Here is a 24,760-nt window from a genome sequence, read left to right as displayed (position 1 = left end):
TATGGGAAACAACTACGAACGAGGAATTCAGCTATATGAACTTAATAGGTTCACTGATGCTTCTAAAAAATTTCAAGAAGCACTTCAAGAAACTCCTGATGATTTCTATTCAATGTATTATTTATCTTTATGTTATTATCACTTGAATAATCTCAGTCAGATGAAAACTACTTCTGAAGCTTTGATAAGTAATTTTCCAGATAGAAGTGAAAGTCATTATTTGGCTTCTATATATCATTTAACTAATAATCACGTAGAAAAAGCTCATCACTTTATAACGAATAGCATTTCAATAAACCCTTATGAAGCGACTTATTTTGGGCATAAATCACTTATCGAAATTTCGAAAAAACAATTTACACTAGCGCTAAACACTTCCAATAAAGGGCTAAATATTGATCCTAAGAATAAAATTTGCCTTAATGCAAGGACAAAAGCTCTAACAAAGCTTGATAAAAAGGAAGAGGCTTTTGAAACAATTAAAAACACGTTACAGGATAACCCAGATGATGACTTTACACATGCCAATGCTGGTTGGGTCAACCTCGAATTAGATAATCATAAAAAAGCACAAATTCATTTTAAAGAATCTTTAAAACACGATCCTGAAAACGAATATGCTAGAGAAGGAATGTTAGAGTCTATAAAAGCTCAAAACTCCATTTATAGATATTTTCTAAAATATTCTTTCTGGATGCAAAAAAAATCTTCTAAATATAGATGGGGAATTTTTATTGGTTTGTATCTAATTTATCGTGTATCTCTAAACTTAAGTGAAAATGCAGGATTAACTTTCATAGTTCCAATAATTATTTTTATCTACTTTTCATTTGTATTGGGGACTTGGATAATAACCCCCATTTCGAATGCAATTCTTTTAAGTAATACATATACCAAGTTTCTCTTAGATTCAAAAGATAAAAATGCAGCTATAGCTTTTATATTACTTTTCTTTCTTGGCACTTCATCCGTCATTATTTATTATATATCTCCGGATAGCTATCTACTTTTTTTAATTACAACGATATTTTGTAGTATTATTCCTATTACGCATTCACTTCAAAGGCAAAATTTATCATTTAGAAACATAGGTTTATTCTATGGTATTTTAATATTGCTTTTAGTCCCATTAAATGTTATTTTTGATATGAACCTTTCCATTGTTGTACCAATACTAATGTTTGTCGCGTACACTTGGCTAAGTGGTTTTATAAACACAGACAATGAATAATATTCTCGAAAACATAAAACATAAATTCAAATACGCAGGTATTGTTGAAAAACTAATTTATATCAACCTAGCGTTGTTTTTAATGGTTTTCATTGTAAATACCTTTGGCTTTTTGTTTAATACAAAAAGTAATTTTTTAATAGACTGGCTTTCATTACCTGCTAGTTTCGACGATTTTTTGTATAAACCATGGACTTTGATTACCTATGGTTTCTTACATGCTGGTTTTCTTCATATTTTATTCAATCTTATCGCCTTATTTTTTATAGGTAATTTATTTAAACAATATTTCACCTCTAAGCAACTGCTAGATTTCTATTTATACGGAACATTGTTCGGTGGTCTCATTTTTATGATTAGCTATAATTTCTTTCCAGCGCTTCAAAACGACACTGATAGAAGTATTTTAATAGGAGCTTCTGCAGGTATTTCAGCGATTTTTATTGGAGTTGCCACTTACATGCCTAACTATGAAGTTAAGTTCCCTCTTATTGGCTTTGTGAAACTATGGATTCTTGCTGCTATTTGGATAGCTATTGATATCATACAAATTCCGGTGAGTAATACTGGAGGTAGATTAGCACATCTTGGTGGCGCTTTGTTTGGTTTTATGTATGTAAGTTATGCTAGCAATAAAGAAATTACTATCTTTAATTCCTTAACAGAAATCTTTAAAAAGAAAGAAAAAAAGGCTCCATTAAAAACAGTTTATAATTCTGGTAAGAAAAATACGTATACCAACGAATCAAACAAATCATCAAACCAACGAGAAGTAGATTCTATACTTGATAAAATAAGTAAATCAGGCTATGAAACACTGTCAAAAGAAGAGAAAGATTTCTTGTTCAGACAAGGAAAAAATTAGCTAAAATTTCATTTTACTTAAAAAAAAGAAGTTTTTAGGATTCAATTAAACCAATCTATTAGTGTGAAAAAACGATCAATTTTTAATACGCTCTTATTTTTTATAAACTCAATACTTGCTACCGCATTACTATTGTCGTTTTTCCTTCCTTATATATCTCCTAATAGCCTACCTTCTTTAACGGTTTTTAGTCTTTTTGTTCCTTTTCTTGTTATCACTAATCTAGGTTTTTTAATCTATTGGATTATTAAACTCCATAAAAACGTATTACTCTCTGCATTTGTTTTAATATTGGGATGGTTTTTAGCACCACCCTTGATTAAATTTTCAAATAAAGAAGTGGTTTTAACCAACGATTTGAAAGTAATGAGCTACAATGTTCGAATGTTCAATTACTATAAATGGAATAAAGACGTCACCACAGAACAAAAGATTTACGAGTTTGTAAACAATGAATCTCCTGATATTATTGCTTTTCAAGAGTTTTACCAATCTGATATGATTGATATTCAACTCCCTCATAAATTCATTAAAACAAAATCGGCAAAAGATAAATTTGGCCTTGCCATTTACTCCAAATATCCTATTATTAATTCAGGTTCTTTAAATTTTGAAAACAGTGCTAACAATACAATCTTTATTGACATTGTTAAAAATCATGATACGATCAGAGTTTATAATGTGCATTTAGAATCTTTGAAAATAAATCCGAATAAGGAGAATTTTGGTGAAAAAGATTCTGAACGCCTGTTCAAACGATTGGCCAATGGTTTTAAAAAACAAGCTGATCAAACTGAACGAATTATTCAACATGAATATAGCTGGAAGGGTAAAAAGATAATTTGTGGAGATTTTAATAATTCGGCCTATTCTTGGGTGTATAAAAAACTCGCGAATAACAAAAAAGATGCTTTCATTGAGCGAGGAATTGGTTTAGGAAAAACTTTTAGATATGTATATCCTATGCGCATCGATTTTATTTTAACCAATACAGATGCTAATATTAATCAATTTAAAACCTATAGTAAGGTGAAATTATCGGATCACTTTCCTATTATGAGCCGATTGAATTGGTAATCGAAACTTATTTTCAAACACTAATCAACTTGCTTAGCTAATTGCTATATTTCTCCTTGTTCTAAATAAAAACTGTATTTTTACCAAAGACCAAATTTTTATTTATGAATCATTTTGATGTTGCTGTAATTGGTAGCGGTCCTTCCGGAGCTTCCACAGCATTTCATTTAGCCAAAAAAGGCATTTCAACAGTTATCATTGAGAAAGAAACTTTACCAAGATATAAAACATGTGGTGGTGGTTTTGTTTTTCGAGGGCGTAAAGATTTACCTTTTGATATTACAGATGTTGTCGAAAAAGAATTTAGGACGATAGATATTTATTTAGGAGAAAAGCTTCACTTTAAAACGGAAAGAGAGGATCCAACTATCTCTATGATTATGCGCGATTCTTTTGACAATTTAATCACAGAAAAAGCTAAAGAATTTGGAGCAACACTTCTCGAAAATCATAAACTTACGAAAATAAATTTCGAAGATGACTTAATTATCTTGGAGACATCTCAGGGAAAGCTTAGTGCTAACTTCGTTATCGCAGCTGACGGTGCTTTAAGTCCAACAGCTAAATTAGCTGGCTGGAAAGAAGACACGCGAAAACTAATACCTGCCTTGGAATATGAAATTGAAGTTTCAGACGAAGATTTCAAACGTTTGTCCAAAGAAGTACGTTTTGATATTGACGCTATTCCTTATGGTTATGCATGGAGTTTTCCAAAGAAAAAACATTTATCAATTGGTGTTGCCTCCGCCAGAAGAACAAAAATAAATCTAAAGAAGTTTTATAAAGAATATTTAACGACTCTTGGCATCTCAGATATCGTAAGCGAATCTCAACATGGTTTTCAAATTCCAGTTTCACCACGAACTGATGGTTTTGTAAAAAACAATGTGTTTTTAATTGGAGATGCCGCTGGTTTTGCAGATCCTATTACCGCTGAAGGAATTTCCAATGCAATATACAGTGGTAAACTTGCTGCTGAGGCTATCATTGAAAGTAATCAAGAAAAAGACCTCGCGGGAAAGTTATATGTTGAAAAAATAGAAAACCAACTTCTACCAGAAATTAAAACAGGATTATGGCTCTCTAAATGGTTTTATGAGCAAAAAACAATACGTAATCTATTATTGAAAAAATACGGACAGCGATTTAGCGAAGCCATGGCTGATGTTTTTCACGGAAACAGAAGCTACCCTACTGATATCAAAAAAACAATTAAAAATAAGATTAAAGAACTAGTTTTTTAATTCTTAAAAAAGTTCTTTATCAAAATACACTATTAAAATCATCATTGAATATACATGGAAACATTCAATGATGATTTCAATTTTCATATTTCATTTCTTACTATGCTACTACCATTAAAACGTTTTACGGTTCTATTCGTACTATTTTTATCAATTTCAAGTTTTGCTCAAAAGAATGATTCCTTTGTTCGTAAAGGAGATTTTTCTATTGGAGAAATCATTCAATTACCATCTTCAGAATTAAATGAAAACAGAATTCTAAATATTTACCTTCCTCACAATTATGATAAAAATAAATCAAAGAAGTATCCTGTTATTTATTTATTGGATGGTTCTTCCGATGAAGATTTTATTCACGTAGCTGGAGCGGTTCAATTTTTGTCATTTTCATGGATTGGTATACTTCCAGAAACTATTGTTGTTGGAATAGCTAATGTTGATAGAAAAAGGGATTTCACTTATCCTTCTGGAAATGAAATAGACCAAAGAGAATTACCAACTCAAGGTCATTCTGGAAAATTTATTTCCTTTATTGAAAAAGAGTTACAACCTTTTATTAATAAACGCTACAGAACCACAAATGTAAAAACTCTTATCGGACAATCTTTAGGTGGACTTTTGGCTACTGAGATTCTTTTTAAAAACTCTAACTTATTTGATAATTATCTCATTGTGAGTCCGAGTTTATGGTGGGATGATGAAAAACTTCAGAAAACAACTCCAATGATTCATAGTGAGCATAAGAAGGTTTATATAGCTGTTGGTACCGAAGGAAAAGTAATGGAACGTGTTGCTAAGGATCTTTATGAACATTTAAAAACCGATACAACAACCAATGTAACATTACATTTTGATTTTTTAAAGAATAAAACTCACGGTGATACCTTGCATCAAGCTGTATATAATGCTTTGGAGCTATTTTTTGGTTCAGAGAAAAAGAAATAGATTATACTAACATCTCTCTATGACCAAGAAACATTTAGTGAATGCAGAATATCTCCTGCAAAAATTTCCTGGAAAAGGAGGCTGGACTTATGCCGAAATTCCAGAAATATCACAAAATAAAAACAATCCTTTTGGTTGGGTAAAAGTAAAAGGAAGTATCGATACTTTTTCCTTAAAACAATATAAATTAATGCCTATGGGAAATGGAAAGTTGTTTCTTCCTGTTAAAGCAGCTATTCGAAAAGTAATTAAAAAGGAAGCGGGAGATTATGTCCATATAACTCTTGATATTGATACTTCTTCCATTATTATTCCAAATGAAATAATGGCTTGTTTTGATAATGAACCGAAACAAACACTTACCAATTTCTTAGCATTTTCGGAAGGGCAACAAAAAACATACCTCGATTGGGTTTATAACGTAAAAACTAACGAAACAAAAGCTAAACGGATACTTGAAATGATGAATAAAGTTTTCCATAACCTCAAAAAAGAAGATAATATTCAATTTTAAGCAATAAATTCACTAGTAATACCTCAATAGCAAACCATCGGAAAAACCATCCAAAACACTGTATTCCAGTACTGTAATTTTAATTATTCTTTTTTTTTCATTACATTGAAGAGCAAAAACTTAAAATTCACCCCCAATTATGAAAGCACCAGACGCAAAAAACGTTAAGGGTTTTGACCACATTACCTATGAACCTTTACGCTATGACGAAAATGAAATGCTTGAAAGAAGTCGTGATTATTTTGATTGGCTTAACAAAAGAAGATCCGTCAGAGAATTCTCCAATAAACCTGTTCCAAAAGAGATTATTGAAAATATTATTTTATCAGCTTCAACAGCTCCTTCAGGGGCTCACAAACAACCTTGGACATTTTGTGCAATTTCAAATGCGTCCTTAAAATCAAGTTTAAGAAAAGCAGCAGAAATTGAAGAAAAACTTGGTTATGAAGTTAGAATGAGTGATCGCTGGAAAGAAGATTTAGCTCATTTAGGAACTGATATGTATAAGCCATTTATTGAAAATGCTCCTTGGATTATTGTTGCTTTTAAAAGAGTTTATGAAATTGATGAAGATGGCAGTAGACATAATAACTATTATGTAAACGAATCTGTAGGTATTGCCTGTGGAATGATGATTTCGGCAATTCACAACGCTGGTCTGGTTACTCTTACGCATACTCCAAGTCCCATGAACTTTTTAGCTAAGCTTTTAGACAGACCCGCTAATGAAAGGGCTTTTATTCTATTTCCGGTTGGCTATGCAGAAGACAATGCTTATGTACCTAAACTAGATAGAAAATCAATTGATCAAGTTTGTCATTTCTACGAATAAAAAAATGAAGTCATATGTTTAAACATATGACTTCATTCAGTAGTGTAGTTTTTATATGTTTGTTAGACGAAAAGACTTTGTCCCTAGCGTCTAAGTAACGAGATTCATGTCAATAGAGCCCTCATTACTTATCTCAAAGTTCTAAAAAATAATCACTGTATTTCTAGCAAATGGCATGAGTGAGTTAAATTCAGGAATTAGTACAACCATATGAAGTATAAAAAGAATTGTACTCCGTTTTTAATCTCAATTCTATCTACCACAATTGTATTGATACTACTTTTAAACTAGAGCTTTTTGCTTTTTAGTTTTAAACTTCTTTTTTAAGAAAAGTATTAAATCTCTGGCCTTTTCATCTTCTTTAACTTCATTTTTCAAGAAATACTTAGCTATTTCCAATTGATCATCATCTGGATTTTTTGCTACATGCTTGCAAAATACATTTAACTGTGTTTCATGAACAAAATTCCATGTTATAGATATACTATCTGTTTCACAAGTTACATCATGAAACCACCCTGAAGGGAAAAATACGATTTCACCTGGAGACAAAGTATCTTCATAATCATGCGTAATGTTAGCATAATTTGAGAACTTTTCATGGTCTGGATTCATAACATCTACAAACTCTTTCCCATTCATTACACTTGATTCTTTCTTCGGATCAAATAAATAAATTTTCTTTTCTCCATAGAATTGACATAGTACAGCATTGCTGGCAAAAGGATCTTTATGGAGTCTTGTTCTGGAACCTTTTCCAGAAATAAACAAGCCTTTATACGGATAGTGAAATTCGTTTACAACTCTTTCTTCTGCGTTAGCATTACTCGGAATTACTAAAGAAGTATTTGGAATAAAATATGGATGACTCCAAGCATCTTTTAAAGCATCAAAAACTTTATCAGACCAATAATACTCTACTTCTTTTAATTTAGTATACCATCTCATATACTGATCGGACAAACCATCTTCTTCCTTTCTATCAAAATTGTTATCAATATATTGTTTTAACGATTGTATGTTCTGCAAATTAAATAGGTCATCATATACTTGCACCTTTTCTTCTCCAAAAGCTTCTTTTAAATGTTCTGGAGAAAACTTACTCATATCCCAATTTTTCATTCCATCGGTTACGATAACGGGTTTATTGCCTACAATGTATTCTTCTATAAATTTTTCTGTTGTTATATTACTAACTCTAGGTATTTTCATTTGGTTATTTTTAAATATTAATGTAAGGTTTAGTTAAGAAATAGTTTCTTCTATATTTGTAATGCTTTCAGAAATTACTTCAATATGTTCAATGTCTAAAAGTTCGGTATGTATTGATGGAATTAAGTGAATAATTACTTCTTTATTCGTGTAATTACCCCAATTATAATCGTATTGCTCATATTCTGTATTCGGTACAATTTTCCCTTCTTCTCCTTCAACTTCAGACTCCATATACATTGCTTTAAATAAGATGATATTGGTATCTAATTTCACCTCGTTTTTAATATGATACGGATAAATTTCGTTTGTAAAAGAAACTTCAAAGAATCCTTTTATCTCCTCATCAGGAATTTGGATATTGAATTTTTTTGCCAGCTTATAAACAACTTCTAATTGTTCGTCTTTAGTTTTTCCTTTTAATTTAAGTTTTGAGAAATCGAAATTCTCTCCAACAAACTCTTCAATTTCATCCATTACAAATTCTTCAAACAGTTCATCCTTGTTTTCTACTTTTGTCGTGTGCGTATCTAAAAGTGTACTATCGAACATGAACAGTTCCTCTACTTCAAACCCTTTTTCTTTTAGTTGCAGAGCCATTTCATAGGCCACTACTCCACCAAACGAATAACCTCCTAATCGATAAGGTCCATAAGGATCCGCTTTTTGAAGTTCAACTATAAAGCTAGACGCCATTTCTTCAATAGATTCTGAAACTGGTGTTTTCCCATTGATACCAGGACATTGGAACCCGTAAACAGGTTGATCTTCTCCTAATGCTCTCGCCAAATCAACATAACAATTATAAAGCCCTCCTCCTGGTGGTGCCAAGAATATTGGTTTTTGGCTTCCTTTATCTTGCAGCGCCACCATTAAGTTTGTATCAAAAACTTTATCTTTTGACGTCATGTTCTGAACAAATTCAGCAATTGTTGGATATTCAAATACATTAACAATATTTATGTCTGTATTAAATAACTCATTGATTTGAGCAACCAACTTTATCACCATTAAACTATGGCCTCCTAATTCAAAGAAATCATCATAAACTCCTATTTTTTCAATGCCCAATAGATCTTGCCAAATTCCGACTAACTTCTCTTCTTTTTCATTTCGAGGTGCCACATATTCTACCGTTGAAAAATGATCACCTTCAGGGTTTACCAACGCTTTTCTATCTAACTTCCCATTAGCTGTTAACGGCATTTCGTCTAACTCTACCCAAATTGAAGGAACCATATAATCTGGCAAACTAGCTTTTAATTTTTGTTGTATTTCTTGCTTATTGAGTTTTCCTTCTACAACAACATATCCTACTAAACGTTTGTTTCCTGTTGAATCTTCCTTCGCTAGAATACAACTTTGATTCACCTCTGCAAATGCTGCTAATGCTGTTTCAATTTCTCCTAGTTCTATTCGATACCCTCTAATTTTTACTTGATTATCCTTTCTTCCCAAGTATTCTAGTGTGCCATCAGATAACCACCTTGCCAAATCACCTGTTTTATACAATCGATCTCCTTCTTTAAACGGATTAGGAATGAATTTTTCTTCTGTTAATTCTTCCCTGTTTAGGTAACCTCTTGCCACTCCTTTTCCTCCTATACATAATTCACCAACGACTCCTAAAGGAGCTAAGTTCATATCAGCATCAACAACATAAGTTTGCGTATTAGCTATTGGTTTTCCGATACTTTGAATACCATTTAATGCACGTTTTGTAAAAGTACTATAGGTAGTTGCTTCTGAAGGGCCATATAAATCATGTACCTTCCTTACTGAACTCTCTTCATAAATACGGTTTACTAAACTTGGCAACAACGGTTCTCCCGCTAAATTAATAGTGCGCACAGTATTTGGTATTTTACCAGAATCTAATAGTCCTTGTAAAACACTTGGTACTGTATTAATTAAGGATACTGATATTTCCGTTTCTTCCAATAAGGATAGTAGATTATCGACTAAGTATATTTTAGATCCTGAAGATAGCGTTACAAAAATCTCAAAAATTGACAAATCAAAGTTTATTGAAGTACTTGCTAACATTCCTAAACCTAAAGAATCTTCGAAGTTTCTGATTCCCCAGCTTACTAAATTAAACATGTTTTTATGCTCAATCATTACTCCTTTTGGTTTCCCTGTGCTTCCTGAGGTGTATATTATGTATGCTAAACTATCAGGAGTGACATGTGTATTTAGTTTTTTGTTAGAAAAACTAGAAACCTCTTCCCAATTGGTATCCAAACATACCATTGTAATACCTTTTCTATCTCCAATGTTTTCTTTACTTGAAGAATTACTCAACAATAGCGTTGTTCCAGTATCTTCAATCATATAATCAATACGATCTTTTGGATATGCGGGGTCGATAGGTACATAAGCACCCCCTGATTTTAACACCCCGAATATGGCTATGATCATTTCCAAACTTCGCTCCATGCAAATACCTACTAAACCATCTTTTTGAATACCATGGCTTTGTAAATATCTAGCAACCTGATTGGATTTTCTATCGAGCTCTTTGTACGTTAATTTTTCTCCTTCAAAAACTACTGCAACAGATTTAGCATTTGTTTTAACTTGTTTTGAGAACAATTCCAAAACTGTGTTGTATTTTATATAATCTACTTTTGTAGCGCTATAAACATGTAACAGTTTATGTTCTTCTTGCTGAGTTAGCATTGATATGCCATTAATCGGCTGAGCGATATCGGCAACAATTCCTCTCAATAATTTCTCAAAATGAATTAACATTCTTTCAATGGTAGCTCTCTCAAATAAATCAGTACAATAGAGCATTTCTAACGAAATACCTTCATTATTTTCCGATACATTCAGCGATAAATCGAACATAGCAATGATTGCATCAAAATCATAATCTGAAATGCTTAAATCTCCTAAACCTACTTCAGCATTGTCTAGCTCTGACTCTGTGTCGTTACTTCCTGTATTTTGTAGAACAAGCATTGTTTGAAAAAGTGGAGAAGTACTCATATCTCTATTCGTAACTGCACGATCTACTACTTTTTCGAATGGAGCTAACTGATTATCATAACCTTCTAATGTTGTTTCTTTTAATTGACCAAGGAATTCTTTGAAACTTGGGTTGCCAGTCAAATCACTACGTAAAGCCAGTGTATTCACGAAGAAACCAATCATTTCTTCAAGTTCCGCTTGTGTTCTATTCGCTATTGGAGTTCCAACACAAATATCTTCTTGCCCACTATAACGTGACAACAACACTTTGTAAGTTGCCAATAATAGCATGAATAACGTTACCCCTTCTTCTTCACAAAGTGCATTAAGTTTTCCACTCAATTCTTTACCTAATCCAAGAGACACATAATCTCCCGCTGAACTTTGTACCGCAGGACGGGCATAATCAGTTGGTAAAGACAATGTACTGACTCCTTTTAGTTTATCTTCCCAATACGATAATTGATTCTCTAAAACTTCTCCGTCAAAATATTTACGTTGCCATATCGCGTAGTCCGCATATTGCAGACTTAAAGCTGGGAGTGAAACTTTAGCGTTATTCTCTAATGCATTATAAGTAATGATTAATTCATTCATTAAAATATCTTCCGACCATCCATCACTTGCAATATGATGTGTAACAGATGCCAACACATATTTATTATTTCCTAAATCAAATAATCGAGCTCTTAATTTATAGTCACTTGATAAATCAAAAGGAATTAGTAGATAGTCTTCTAAGTTTTTCTCTAACGAATCTTCAGAGATTCTTTCCTCCGTTAAAATCCAATTATCAGAACTTACCACTTCTTGATATCCTTCACCATTTTCCGATAAAATGTTTGTTTTTAGCACTTCATGACGATCAATAATCACCTTAAAGGTTCGTTGTAACAACTCTCTATCTACATTACCTTCTAAACGTATTATTGTGGGCATATGATAGCCTAAGGTTCCTTGTAATTCGTCTAGGAACCACAAACGCTCTTGACTAAAAGATAATGGTATACGCTGAGGACGTTTTTCTGCTAGAATAGCTGGTAATAGCATTCCTTTTGCCTGCTCGGAAACATGAGTTCCTAAAGAATCTATTGTAGTATGTTCAAACACATCTCTAATGGCTACTTCTCTTTCCAGTTCTTTACGAATTAAAGAAACTAAACGTGTCGCCAATAGACTATGGCCACCTAACTCAAAGAAATCATCATAAATACCAATTCTTTCAATATCTAATAACTCTTGCCAAATGGCTACTAGTTGATGTTCGATTTCACTTCTTGGAGCAACATATTCTTGAGTTGATAATTCTGAACTATCTGGTTCTGGTAAAGATTTTTTATCAATCTTTCCGTTAGCTGTTAATGGCATTTCATCTAAAACAATCCATAACATAGGCACCATATATTCCGGTAGACTATCTTTTAAAGTATCTTGGATTTTTCTCTTATGAAATTCTCCTTCAACAACAACATATCCAACTAAACGATTGATCTCATTCTGATCTTTCATTGCTAAAACACAACAATTCTGAACACTTGGAGCTTGTGATAATACATTCTCTATCTCTCCAAGTTCAATTCGATACCCTCTAATCTTTACCTGATCATCAGAACGACCCACGAATTCTAAAGTTCCATCGGGTAACCATCTTCCTAAATCACCTGTTTTATATAAGCGCCCTCCTTCTGCTGTGAAAGGATTCTCTATAAACTTCTCTTCGGTTAGATCTGCTCTATTCAAATATCCTCGACCAACACCAATTCCTGCTGTCCATAACTCACCAATAACACCTATCGGACATAAGTTTCCAAAACGATCCACAACGTAAACATCCATGTTCGCTACTGGTTTTCCTATTGGAACTACAACTCCATTTGGCGATTCATTCATAATATGTAACGTTATGTCATCAGCTGCTTCTGCTGGTCCATAAGCATTTACTACTGGAATTTGCGGATATAATCTAAACCATTTATCTAATAACGATTTGGTAGCTGCTTCTCCTGTTACCAAGAAATAATCTAAGTTTGATAAGCCTGCCGTTGAACGTCCACTCTCCAATAAATTAGTTACATAAGATGGCACTAATTGAAGATGACTTACATGTTGTTCTGATAATGATAATTGGAAATTTTCCATATCTAAAACACTCTCTTCACTATAAATTGCTACTGAGCCTCCACATAGCAATGCACTTAGCATTTGCCATACTGAAATATCGAAAGTAAATGGAGCTGTGAACGCTGTTACACTTTCAGTTGTCATTTTCAATTCATCTACCATTAACAATAAGTGATTCAATAAACCAGCATGTTCTATCATCGCTCCTTTGGGCATCCCAGTACTTCCTGAAGTATAAATGACATAGGCTAAGTCTTTTGATTTATAGGTTAATTCCACCGGTATTGTTGCATAATCAGCTACATTTTCCAATACAATTAACTCAATATCATTAGAAAATGATTCTAATACTTTTTGACTTTCTAAATTGCTAACCAATAATGAACATCCTGTATCTTCAAGTAGATATTTGTTACGATCTTTAGGAAAATCGGGTTTCATTGGAACATAAGCTCCACCCGCTTTTAAAATTCCTAATACTCCAATGATCATATCTAAACCTCGTTCTAAACAAATTCCTATTAAATCATCTGACTTTACACCTTGCGATACTAAGCAATGTGCCAATTGATTTGAACGTTTATCCAACTCTTGATAGCTCAATGCTGCACCTTCAAATGATACCGCAATTGCTTTCGGAGATTTTTGAACTTGATTAGTGAATAAATCAACAACCGTTTTATCTAATGGATAATCGACATTTGTGGCATTAAAAACGTTTAACAATTGAGTTTCATCCTTCTTGGTAAGTATTGGTAAGCTTCCAATAGGTTGTTCAATATTCGTTATTATATTAGTTAATAACTCTTGGTATTGCTCCAATATACGCACTATTGTTTCCTCTTTAAACAGTGCGGTACTATAACTCAAGGTTAGCTCGAAAATTGAATTTTCTTCTGAAACATCTAAACTTAAATCAAATTGCGCTGCAACAGAAGTATCTGTTTCGTATGGTGAAATAACAAAGTTTCCTGATCCAGTTTCTACATCTTCCTGTTCTTCTGAAGAGTTTGATGTATTTTCTGACGAGAACATTACTTGAAAGATCGGAGTTGAACTCATATCACGAGTGGTTACTACTCGATCTACGATCTTTTCAAACGGCGCCAATTGATTATCATAGCTTTCTAAAGTTGTTTCTTTTACTCTACTCAATAATTGTTTAAAGCTTGGATTGTTACTCATATCGCTTCGTAATACTAAAGTATTCACGAAGAAACCTATCATTCCTTCTAATTCTGTTTGAGTACGATTTGCAATAGTAGTTCCTATACAAATATCATCCTGACCACTGTATCGAGACAATAGCACCTTGAATGCTGATAACAAAAACATAAATGATGTTACTCCTTCCGACTCACATAGTTTATGAATAGAAATACCTAATTCTTGAGTTAATGACATCTCTACAATTGCCCCTTCCGTACTTTGTACGGTTGGACGCATATAGTCCGTTGGCATTGATAAGGTAGAAACTCCTTTCAATTTGTCTTCCCAATATGATAGTTGATTTTCTAAAACCTCTCCATCAAAATACTTTCGTTGCCAAATTGAGTAATCCGCATATTGCAAGGTTAATTCAGGAAGAGGCACCTCAACACCTGACTCTAATGCACTGTATATTGTGTTAAATTCATGAATTAAAATTTCTTCCGACCAACCGTCATTTGCAATATGGTGAACAACAGCTGTTAAAACGTAATTCTTATTCCCTAGGTCGTACAAACATGCTTTTAACTTATAATCGTTTGATAAATTAAAAGGCGTTTCGATATAAGCTTCAACATTTTCTCGTAATTCATCTTCCAAAATTGTTTGCTGTTCCAGCTCCCAATTTTCATGGCTCACAATCTGTTGATAACCGTATCCTTCTTCTGATAAAATATTGGTACGTAATACTTCATGGCGAGCTACAATTGTCTTAAAAGTTTCTTCTAAAACAGAAACGTCTACATCTCCATTTAGCCGTATTATAGTTGGCATATGATATGCCAATGTTCCTTGCAACTGATCTAAGAACCAAAGACGTTCTTGGCTAAAAGATAACGGAATGTATTCAGGGCGTTCTTCAGCAACTATAGCCGGTAACAATACTCCTTTTGATTGTTTCGAAACACAAATAGCCAAAGAAGCAATTGTTGTATACTCAAATACATCTCTAATGGCAATTTCCCTTTCCAAATTTTTACGAATTAAAGAAACCAAACGCGTCGCTAATAAACTATGACCTCCTAATTCGAAAAAATCGTCGTTAACTCCTATTTTCTCAACACCTAACAATTCTTGCCAAATGGCTACTAATTGCTTTTCTATTTCATTTCTCGGAGCTACGTACTCTCTAGTTGATAATTGAGAAGTATCTGGTTCAGGCAGTGACTTTTTATCTATTTTTCCATTGGCTGTTAATGGCATTTCTTCCAAAGTAATCCATAACATTGGAACCATATACTCTGGTAAACTATCTTTTAAAACATCTTGAACTTTTTCCTTATTGAATTCTCCTTCAACAACTACATATCCTACTAAGCGATTAATATCGTTCTGATCTTTCTTAGCTAATACACAACAATTCTGAATACTTGCTACTTGCGATATGGCATTCTCAATCTCTCCTAATTCAATTCGATATCCACGAATCTTTACCTGATCATCTGTACGTCCTACAAATTCTAAAGTTCCATCTGGTAACCATCTTCCTAAATCACCTGTTTTATATAAGCGTCCTCCTTCCGTTATAAAGGGATTCTCTATGAACTTCTCTTTAGTTAGTTCTGTTCTGTTCAAATACCCTCTACCAACACCTATTCCTGCCGTCCATAATTCTCCAATTACTCCTATCGGACATAAGTTTCCAAAACGATCGACGACATATACATCCATATTTGCCACCGGCTTTCCTATTGGAACGACTCCTCCATTTGGTGACTCGTTCATGATATGTAATGTAATATCATCTGCTGCTTCTGCTGGTCCGTAAGCATTTACCACTGGAATTTGAGGGTATAGACTAAACCATTTATCTAATAACGATTTGGTAGCTGCTTCACCCGTTACCAAGAAGTAATCTAAATTTGATAAACCTGCTGTGGAATTTCCAGTCTCTAATAAACTTGCTATATAAGATGGCACTAATTGAAGATGACTTATATTTCGTTCTGATAATGATGACTGGAATTCTTCAATATCTAAGATACTCTCTTCACTATAAATCGCAACTGAACCTCCACATAATAATGCACTTAATAGCTGCCATACTGAAATGTCAAAAGTAAATGGAGCTGTAAATGCCACCACACTGTCATTCGTCATTTTAAGCTCTTCAACCATTAATAATAAATGGTTTAATAAACCTGCATGTTCTATCATAGCCCCTTTAGGTAATCCAGTACTTCCTGAGGTATAAATGATATAAGCTAAGTTATTTGGGCTATAGGTTAACTCTACTCCATTTGTCGCGTAATCGGCTATACTCTCTAGTTCAACCAACTGAATGTTGTTAGAGAACGGTTCTAACTTTTCTTGACTTTCTAAATTGCTAACCACTAGAGAACAATTAGTATCTTCAAGTAGGTAAGCAATACGATCTTGAGGGAAATCTGGTTTTATAGGAACATATGCGGCACCTGCTTTTAAAATTCCTAATACTCCAATGATCATATCCAGACCTCGCTCTAAACAAATTCCGATTAAATCATCTGCTTTTACTCCTTTTGATACCAAGTAGTTTGCTAATTGGTTAGAACGGTTATCTAATTCTTGATAACTTAATTCTAAACCTTCAAAAGTCGCGGCAATAGCAGTTGGAGATTTTTGAACTTGATCTCCAAATAAATCAACTACAGTTTTATCTAAAGGGTATGCAACCTTCGTAGCATTAAAAACATTTAACAATTGAGTTTCTTCCTTCGTAGTTAATATTTTCGTTTCACTAATAGGTTTATCAATATCATTAACGATACTTACTAGCAATTCTTTATAATGATCTAACATACGTGCCGCCGTTTCTTGTTTAAATAAAGCAGTACAATAGTTTAAACTCAATACAATTTCAGCCCCTTCTTCTGATACATCTAGTGTTAAATCAAATTGAGCTGTTCTATCTAAATTATCATATTTTGACGAATCATTATTCTCTATGCTTTCATCTTCATGTTCGTTATTTACATCTTCATTATGGTAATCGAACATTACTTGAAACAATGGTGTCATACTCATTTCACGAGCAGTAACCACTTTATCCACCACTTTTTCAAAAGGAGTTAATTGATGATCATAACCGTCTAGTGTTGTTTCTTTTATTATTGATAATACCTCTTTAAAACTAGGATTCCCACTTAAATCACTTCGTAATGCTAATGTATTTACGAAGAAACCTATCATTCCTTCCAATTCAAATTGTGTTCGATTTGCTATTGGAGTTCCTACACAAATATCTTCTTGATTGCTATAACGAGACAATAGTACTTTGAATACTGATAGCATGAACATAAAGGGAGTGACCTTTTCTTGATTGCATAGAGATTTTACAGAATGTGTAAGTTCTTTCCCCATTCCTAAAATAATACTGCTTCCTTCGTTATTTTGTATCGTAGGACGAATGTAATCAGTCGGTAATTTTAAAGTGCTTACGCCTTTTAATTTATTTTCCCAATAAGATAATTGTTTTTCTAAAACTTCGCCAGCAAAATAAGAACGTTGCCAAATTGCATAATCTGAATACTGCAAATTTAGTTTAGGAAGTACTATTTGTTCTTTTGACAATAAAGTACTGTAGATTTCTGAGAATTCATTCATTAAAATTATTCCGGAAATACCATCACTCGAAATATGGTGTAGCACACATACCAGCACATATCCATCTTCTCCTAAATCATATAGACAAGCGCGTACCATGTAATCTTTCGATAAATCAAAAGCTTGTCCTATAAAATTGGTGATTTCTTCCTCTAAATCTACTTCTTTAGAGGGAATAACTTTTTGCAATTGCCAATTTTCAGATGAAATTACTTTTTGATAGCCAACACCTTCTTCTTCATAAATTACTGTGCGTAATATCTCATGTCGATCTACTATTATACGTAGAGCTTTTTCTACTATTTCTACATCAATATTTCCTTGTAAAGGCTCAACAACTGGAATATGGTACTCTTGACTGCTTCCTTGCAGTTGATCCAAAAACCATAATCGTTCTTGGTTAAATGACAACGGAATATTTCCTTCTTTTTCTTGAGCAACAACTTCTGGTAATATTGCAGCCCTTGAGCATGTTAATACATGTAGTGCCTGACTAGCAATTGTTGTGTGCTCAAAAATATCTCTAATTGCTACTTCGACCTCTAAATCTTTACGTATTAAAGAAACTAAACGTGTCACTAATAGTGAATGTCCTCCTAATTCAAAGAAGTTATCATAAACTCCAATCTTTTCAATCTGTAATAACTCTTGCCAAATTTCTACTAACTTTTCTTCCGTTTCATTTCTTGGAGCTAGATATTCTTGAGTAGATAGCATTGATCCATCAGGTTCTGGTAATGCCTTTCTATCTAACTTACCATTGCTTGTTACCGGAATTTCTTTCATTTCAATCCAAATCGTAGGAACCATATACTCTGGTAAGATTTTAATGAGTCCATCTTGTAAACTTTCTCGATCAAAATCTCCTTCTACAACTACATATGCTACTAACTGTTTATTTCCACTAGCATCACTCTTTGCCAATACACAACATTGATTAACTATTGTTAAACTTGACAAAACATTTTCTACTTCTCCAAGTTCAATTCGATATCCTCGTATTTTAACTTGATTGTCCTTTCTTCCAATAAACTCTAAACTTCCATCAGGTAACCATTTTGCTAAATCGCCTGTTTTATAAATTGTATCTCCTTTTATGAAAGGGTTTTTAATAAATTTCTCTTTGGTTAACTCTTCTCGGTTCAAGTAACCTCGGGCAACACCTCGACCTCCAACACAAAGTTCACCTACGACACCTGAAGGTAATAACTCGTTTGTATCATTTAAAATATACACCTGAGTATTATCAATAGGTTTACCTATAGGAACAAGTTCTTCTATAGTTCCATTAAAGGTGGTAGCACAAATACTCGTTTCTGTTGGTCCGTAAGCATTTATGTAATTATATTTTTCAGAAAAAGCTTTTGCTAAGTTTAACGGAATTGCTTCTCCTGCAGTAACTAATGTTTTTATAGTTGATAAGTCTTCAACTTCTAATAATTGTAAAAATGCAGGTGGTAATGTAGCAAATGTAACCGTTTGTTCTTGTATGAATTTTTTAAACAACGAAACATCCGACTTACCTTCTTCGTTTACAATGCATAAACTAGCACCACTTAATAAAGCGATTCCTATTTCCCAAATAGAAGCATCAAATGATGGGCTTGCAAACTGTAAACAGTTATCTTTTGTATCAATAGAGAAATCGGCTATTTGTGATAGTATTGTATTAATAATACTATAATGTTCAATCATTACACCTTTTGGTTTCCCTGTACTTCCGGATGTATAAATAATATAAGCTAAATCATTAGATTTAGTAGTTACATTAGGAGCGCTTTTGTGATAATTCTCTAAACCTTTTTTGAAATTCTCTAAAAATACTTCATCAATAACAATAGTACTACTACTGTCTGTTTTTATATATTCTTTTCTTTCTTCTGGATATACTGGGTCTATTGGTATATAAACTCCTCCTGATTTTAAGACTGCCAAAAATGAAACTATTAACCAATTACTTCTTTCAAGCGTTACAGCTATAAATGTTTCATTATTGATAGTGTAATTAGCTAAAATATGATTGGCTAGCTGGTTAGAAAGTTCATCAAGCTGTTTATAACTCAATGTTGCTTCTTTATAAGTTAAAGCAATAGCTTCTGGATTTTTCTCAACTTGAGCTACGAATAAATCTATTATCGTTTTTTCTTCTGGATATGCGGTAACAGTTTCGTTAAAATCTTTTAATAATTGAGTTTCTTCCTCATGTGCTAATATAGATAACCTACCTACTTCTGTTTCATTCTGTAGTCCCTGCAATAACTCTCTTACAACTACTTCCATATAAGAAAGAACACGCTCAGGTTGAATACTTAAATCCATTTGAGCTGTAATTCCAAAATCGTCACCAAAATCGTCTATAGCTAATGAAAATGGGTAGTTTGTTCGTTCTTGATCTCCTAGTAATTCAATATCTAAATTAAATTCAGCAATATCTTCCGCCAGACCTTCTGGAATCAAATCTTCGTCTAATTCATCCGATGAAGAGTGTCTGTAATTAAAGATAGCGCTGAATAATGGTACTTCGTTTGAAATACCCGACCAACTATGAACTTGTGGTAAAGGAGTTTGTTCATACGGTAATAGTTCAGCCAGTCTTTCCTTTACTTGTTGTATATATTCGGCAACGGTACCTTCAATATTAAACAACAACGGTAGGGTATTTATAAATAAACCTAAAGAATCAGCTGCTCCTACGGCCCCTTGTAAACGTCCTGAAAATAAGGAACCAAACAATGCTTGCTTCCTATTACTACACATTCCAACTACTATTCCGAAAGCTGCGTGGAATAAGATTGCAGGAGTTATTCCCATATTGGTACAAGCAATACGTATTTCTTTGCTTAACTCCTCAGGTAATCCAATGCTTGCTTCGGCAATATCGGTGCCATTTCCTCTAACATTTGACAAGTTAAAAGGATATGTTGGCTCATTTATATTCCCTAATGCATTTTTGAAATACGATGCGCTATCATTGGTTTCTTGTTGATGTAACGTATGTCCAATAAAATCACGATACAAAACAGGAGGTGGAAGTATATCTCCATGTCCTAGTAAATGTAAATTTACCTCTTCAATAATTTTTTCTAAGCCTACATGATCGATAATTAAATGATGATTATTCACTAATAGATAATAATCCCCTTTTTCGTTATCATCGACATGTTTCAAATCTAATAACGGAGCTTTAGAAACATCCATCCAATGATTTCCTGATTCAACTAATGATTCAAGTTGAGATCTGATATCATCTGAAGAATTTAGTTTCAGTTCTTTATTTGAAAGAACTGCTTCTTTTAACACTACCTGAACAGCATTCGGTAGATTTTCACTTATAAAACAAGTACGTAAAACGTCATGACGATTCACGACAAACTGCAGTGCTTCAATGAATTTGATTCGCTGCCCTTTGTCTTTAAACAATAATAAGTTTGGCGAAACATATAGGTCTCCCTCGTTTTTATCACTCATTAAATAATGGAAGTACATTCCTTCCTGTAATGGTGATAAAGGATACATGTCTTGTATATTTTCAATTCCACCAGGCACCAGATCCACTACCGAATCAACTTCTTCTTGAGAAAAATCTAATAATGGAACCATTTCAGGAGCGATACGATCAATACCTTCTACAATTCCATTTGGTGGAACTTGATAAGTAGACAAACCTGATGAAAGTTTACCATCAATGGCAGCAATCGTTGGGTTTCCAAAAACGTCAGCAATTTCAATATGATATCCCTCCTTTTGAATTCGATCAATTAGTTGAACTATTAATAAACTATGTCCTCCTAATTCAAAAAAGTTATCGTTAACACCTATTTTTTCAACCCCTAATAAATCTTGCCAAATAGCAACTAGTAGTACTTCAGTTTCATTTCTAGGCCCTATATATTCGGTTGAAGATAAGTTTAAACCATCTGGTTCCGGCAAGGACTTTCTATCTATTTTCCCATTGGTTGTTAGTGGCATTTCATCTAAATCTATCCAAACCGTAGGTACCATATATTCAGGTAAAACTTCCTTTAACCCTTCTTGAATACTCTCTTTATTGAAATCTTCTTCACTTACTACATACCCAATTAAACGCTTATTACCTTTAACATCTTCTTTTGCTAATACACAACTTTGATTGACTGAAGCTAATGATGCCAAAGCATTTTCGACTTCTCCTATTTCTATACGATATCCTCGTATTTTTACCTGAGAATCTTTTCTGCCAATAAATTCTATATCTCCATTCGGCAGCCACTTTGCCAAATCACCAGTTTTGTATATTCTTTCTCCTTGTCTGAAAGGATTATCAATAAACTTTTCGTTGGTTAATTCTTCTCTATTTAAATATCCCCTTGCAACACCTATTCCACCTATACACAACTCTCCCACTGCTCCAATAGGTAATAATTTATTGAGATCATTTAGAATATAGATTTGTGTATTGTCAATAGGCTTTCCAATAGGAACAATTTCCGTTATTTCTCCATTGAATGTGGTTGCACAAATACTTGTTTCCGTCGGACCATAGGCATTTACATAATTGTAACTCTTTGAAAAAGCCTGAGCTAATCCTAATGGTATTGCTTCTCCCGCAGTAATTAAAGTCTTTAATCCTGTTAAATCTTCAACCTTTAATAATTGTAAAAATGCTGGTGGTAATGTAGCAAAAGTGATCTTGTTTTCTTTTATAAACTCTTTAAAAAACGCTGTCTCTGATTTTCTATCTTCCTTTATAATATATAAGCTTGCTCCACCTAACAGGGAAATTCCTAATTCCCAAATAGAGGCATCGAAAGACTGACTCGCAAATTGCAAGCAATGATCTTCAGAAGTTATTGAAAAAGCGGTTATCTGTGATAAAAGGGTATTGATAATATTACGATGCTCAATCATTACTCCTTTTGGCTTTCCTGTACTTCCAGAAGTATAGATTATATAAACTAAATCTTTAGAATTAATTACAACCGCAGGAGCTTCTTTTGCTTGTAATGAACTATTCTCTTTAAAAGAATTAATTAAGGCATCGTTCACAATGAAAATGCTTCCACTATCTTTTTCTATATATTCTTTTCTTTCTGTTGGATAAGCTGGATCAATAGGCACATAACAACCTCCTGTTTTTAAAATAGCTAGAAAAGAAACTAACAGCCAATCACTACGCTCTAAAACAACACCTATTGGATCTTCTTTATTGATGGTATAATTGGTTAATAAAAAGTTTGCCAGTTGGTTAGAGCGCTCGTCAAGTTCCTTATATGTTAATACTGTCTCTTCATATACAATTGCCACATCTTCTGGAGCTTTTTCAACTCTTTGTAAAAATAAATCGATTACAGTGGTATCCTCTGGATACGTTATTGAAGTATTGTTGAAGTTTGTTATCAGATCACTCTCTTCTAGTGCTGTTAACATTGGTAATTCACCAATATACTGCGACGCATCTTTTACAATACCTTTTAACAATTCTTGGTAATGATTCATCATTCGTTCAATAGTAGTGCCTTTGAACAAATCTGTACAATAAACCATTTCAAAAGAAATACCTTGACTCCCTTCTGATATATCTAAAGATAAATCGAACATTGCATTGATAGCGTCAAATCCATATTCAGAAATTGTAAGATCTCCAGATACTATTTCAGTCTCGTTTGCTTCTTCGTCATCACCTGCCGCTGTATTTTGTAATATAAACATTACTTGAAACAATGGACTTTTACTCATATCTCGTTCTGTAACAACGCGATCTACAATTCTTTCAAAAGGTGCTAATTGATAGTCATATCCTTCTAGAGTAGTATCCTTAATTCGTTTTAATAAATCGGAAAACTTTGGATTTCCGCTTAAATCACTTCGAAGTGCTAAGGTATTTACAAAGAAACCTATCATCCCTTCCAACTCTGATTGGGTTCGGTTCGCTATTGGAGTTCCTATGCAAATATCATCTTGACCGCTATAACGAGAAAGTAACACTTTAAATCCGGCTAGTAACAACATAAAAATTGTTACTCCTTCCTTTTCACATAAATCGTTTAAATCATCACTTAATTTTTTATCCAATGTAAAAGTTACATGATCACCTGCAGTACTTTGTACCGCAGGTCTTGGATAATCTGTTGGTAAGGAAAGTGGAGTAGCATTCTTCAACTTTTCTTCCCAATATAAAAGCTGAAAATTTAAAACACTTCCTTCCAGATATTTACGCTGCCAAACCGCATAATCAGCATATTGTAGTGTTAATTCTGGCAAATTAACTTCAATACCAGCTTGCAAGGAACTATGTATGATCGTGAATTCATTTACTAGAATATCTTCTGACCAACCATCACTTGCAATATGATGGAAAACACAAGCCAATACATACTTTTTATTCCCAATATCATATAAACATACTCTTAGTTTATAATCATTAGCCAAATCAAACGGAGCCGTTAAATACTCTTCCAAGCGCTCTTCTAACTTATCTTCGGATAATGTTTCTTGAGTTAAAGTCCAATCTTCTGACCTTACTACTTTTTGATATCCTACTCCATCTTCTGACAAGATATTTGTACGTAATACCTCATGTCGGTTTATAATATATCGGAATGATTGTTCTATAAGAGATGCATCCAACTCTCCATCAAAACGCAATACAAAAGGCATATGATATGCTTGACTTCCTTGCAAACTATCAACAAACCATAAACGCTCTTGTCCGAATGATAGTGGAACTTTAGTTATAGTTTCACGATCATAAGGAGTTATTTTCTTAAGCGAACTTGTCTTATTTTTTGATCTAAGATTTTGAATATATTCTATTATATCGGGTTTGTTCTCTTTTATTTTTTGAAGTAATTCAGAACTAATAGGAGACACAGTCTTTACCGTTAAAGAATCTCCTTTAACACCAATCTTTACACCTTCCTGTTTTGCTTCCTTTAGGATACTTAAAATTTCTGTATTCATTACTTAAAGC

Annotated in this window: 9 protein-coding genes; 7 read left to right on the top strand and 2 right to left on the bottom strand. The window is 33.2% G+C overall.

The features are described from left to right. The first annotated feature begins 1 nt into the window (after position 1). The 7 genes from BLW23_RS00205 to BLW23_RS00175 all read left to right on the top strand — a co-directional run bounded on the left by BLW23_RS00205 (position 2) and on the right by BLW23_RS00175 (position 6,708). On the top strand, positions 2 to 1,231 hold the full coding sequence (locus tag BLW23_RS00205; protein WP_093667245.1) for a tetratricopeptide repeat protein: 1,230 nt from the start codon (positions 2 to 4) through the stop codon (positions 1,229 to 1,231). After that, on the top strand, positions 1,224 to 2,096 hold the full coding sequence (locus tag BLW23_RS00200) for a rhomboid family intramembrane serine protease (protein ID WP_093667244.1): 873 nt from the start codon (positions 1,224 to 1,226) through the stop codon (positions 2,094 to 2,096). Before BLW23_RS00205 ends, BLW23_RS00200 begins: the two co-directional genes overlap by 8 nt. Positions 2,097 to 2,159: 63 nt before the next feature. Beyond that, on the top strand, positions 2,160 to 3,173 hold the full coding sequence (locus BLW23_RS00195) for an endonuclease/exonuclease/phosphatase family protein (RefSeq protein WP_093667243.1): 1,014 nt from the start codon (positions 2,160 to 2,162) through the stop codon (positions 3,171 to 3,173). 104 nt (positions 3,174 to 3,277) lie between these two features. Continuing rightward, positions 3,278 to 4,417: a geranylgeranyl reductase family protein gene (locus BLW23_RS00190; RefSeq protein ID WP_093667242.1), complete on the top strand. Its 1,140-nt coding sequence runs from the start codon at positions 3,278 to 3,280 to the stop codon at positions 4,415 to 4,417. Between the two features lie 54 nt (positions 4,418 to 4,471). Beyond that, positions 4,472 to 5,362: an alpha/beta hydrolase gene (locus tag BLW23_RS00185; protein WP_255362688.1), complete on the top strand. Its 891-nt coding sequence runs from the start codon at positions 4,472 to 4,474 to the stop codon at positions 5,360 to 5,362. A 19-nt stretch (positions 5,363 to 5,381) separates the two neighbouring features. Then, on the top strand, positions 5,382 to 5,876 hold the full coding sequence (locus tag BLW23_RS00180) for a YdeI/OmpD-associated family protein (protein WP_093667241.1): 495 nt from the start codon (positions 5,382 to 5,384) through the stop codon (positions 5,874 to 5,876). A 139-nt stretch (positions 5,877 to 6,015) separates the two neighbouring features. Beyond that, positions 6,016 to 6,708: a nitroreductase family protein gene (locus BLW23_RS00175; protein WP_093667240.1), complete on the top strand. Its 693-nt coding sequence runs from the start codon at positions 6,016 to 6,018 to the stop codon at positions 6,706 to 6,708. A gap of 282 nt (positions 6,709 to 6,990) precedes the next feature. Here the strand turns inward: BLW23_RS00175 and BLW23_RS00170 are convergent, their stop codons facing one another. Next, positions 6,991 to 7,920, bottom strand: coding sequence for a cupin-like domain-containing protein (locus BLW23_RS00170; RefSeq protein WP_093667239.1), 930 nt, complete (start codon positions 7,918 to 7,920; stop codon positions 6,991 to 6,993). Positions 7,921 to 7,953: 33 nt separating this feature from the next. Further along, entirely contained in the window at positions 7,954 to 24,750 is a 16,797-nt protein-coding gene (locus tag BLW23_RS00165) for a non-ribosomal peptide synthetase (RefSeq protein ID WP_093667238.1), read from the bottom strand. Positions 24,751 to 24,760: the final 10 nt, after the last annotated feature.

Origin of the sequence: Tenacibaculum sp. MAR_2009_124, assembly GCF_900105455.1 — a bacterium.
GTDB lineage: Bacteria > Bacteroidota > Bacteroidia > Flavobacteriales > Flavobacteriaceae > Polaribacter.
This window is presented reverse-complemented; position numbering and strand designations above follow the sequence as displayed.

Excerpts from the sequence above, each read along its gene's own strand:
- BLW23_RS00175 (WP_093667240.1), top strand. The coding sequence starts at position 6,016 with ATGAAAGCACCAGACGCAAAAAACGTTAAGGGTTTTGACCACATTACC.
- BLW23_RS00190 (WP_093667242.1), top strand. The coding sequence starts at position 3,278 with ATGAATCATTTTGATGTTGCTGTAATTGGTAGCGGTCCTTCCGGAGCT.
- BLW23_RS00205 (WP_093667245.1), top strand. The coding sequence starts at position 2 with ATGGGAAACAACTACGAACGAGGAATTCAGCTATATGAACTTAATAGG.
- BLW23_RS00165 (WP_093667238.1), bottom strand. The coding sequence starts at position 24,750 with ATGAATACAGAAATTTTAAGTATCCTAAAGGAAGCAAAACAGGAAGGT.
- BLW23_RS00180 (WP_093667241.1), top strand. The coding sequence starts at position 5,382 with ATGACCAAGAAACATTTAGTGAATGCAGAATATCTCCTGCAAAAATTT.
- BLW23_RS00200 (WP_093667244.1), top strand. The coding sequence starts at position 1,224 with ATGAATAATATTCTCGAAAACATAAAACATAAATTCAAATACGCAGGT.
- BLW23_RS00170 (WP_093667239.1), bottom strand. The coding sequence starts at position 7,920 with ATGAAAATACCTAGAGTTAGTAATATAACAACAGAAAAATTTATAGAA.
- BLW23_RS00185 (WP_255362688.1), top strand. The coding sequence starts at position 4,472 with ATGGAAACATTCAATGATGATTTCAATTTTCATATTTCATTTCTTACT.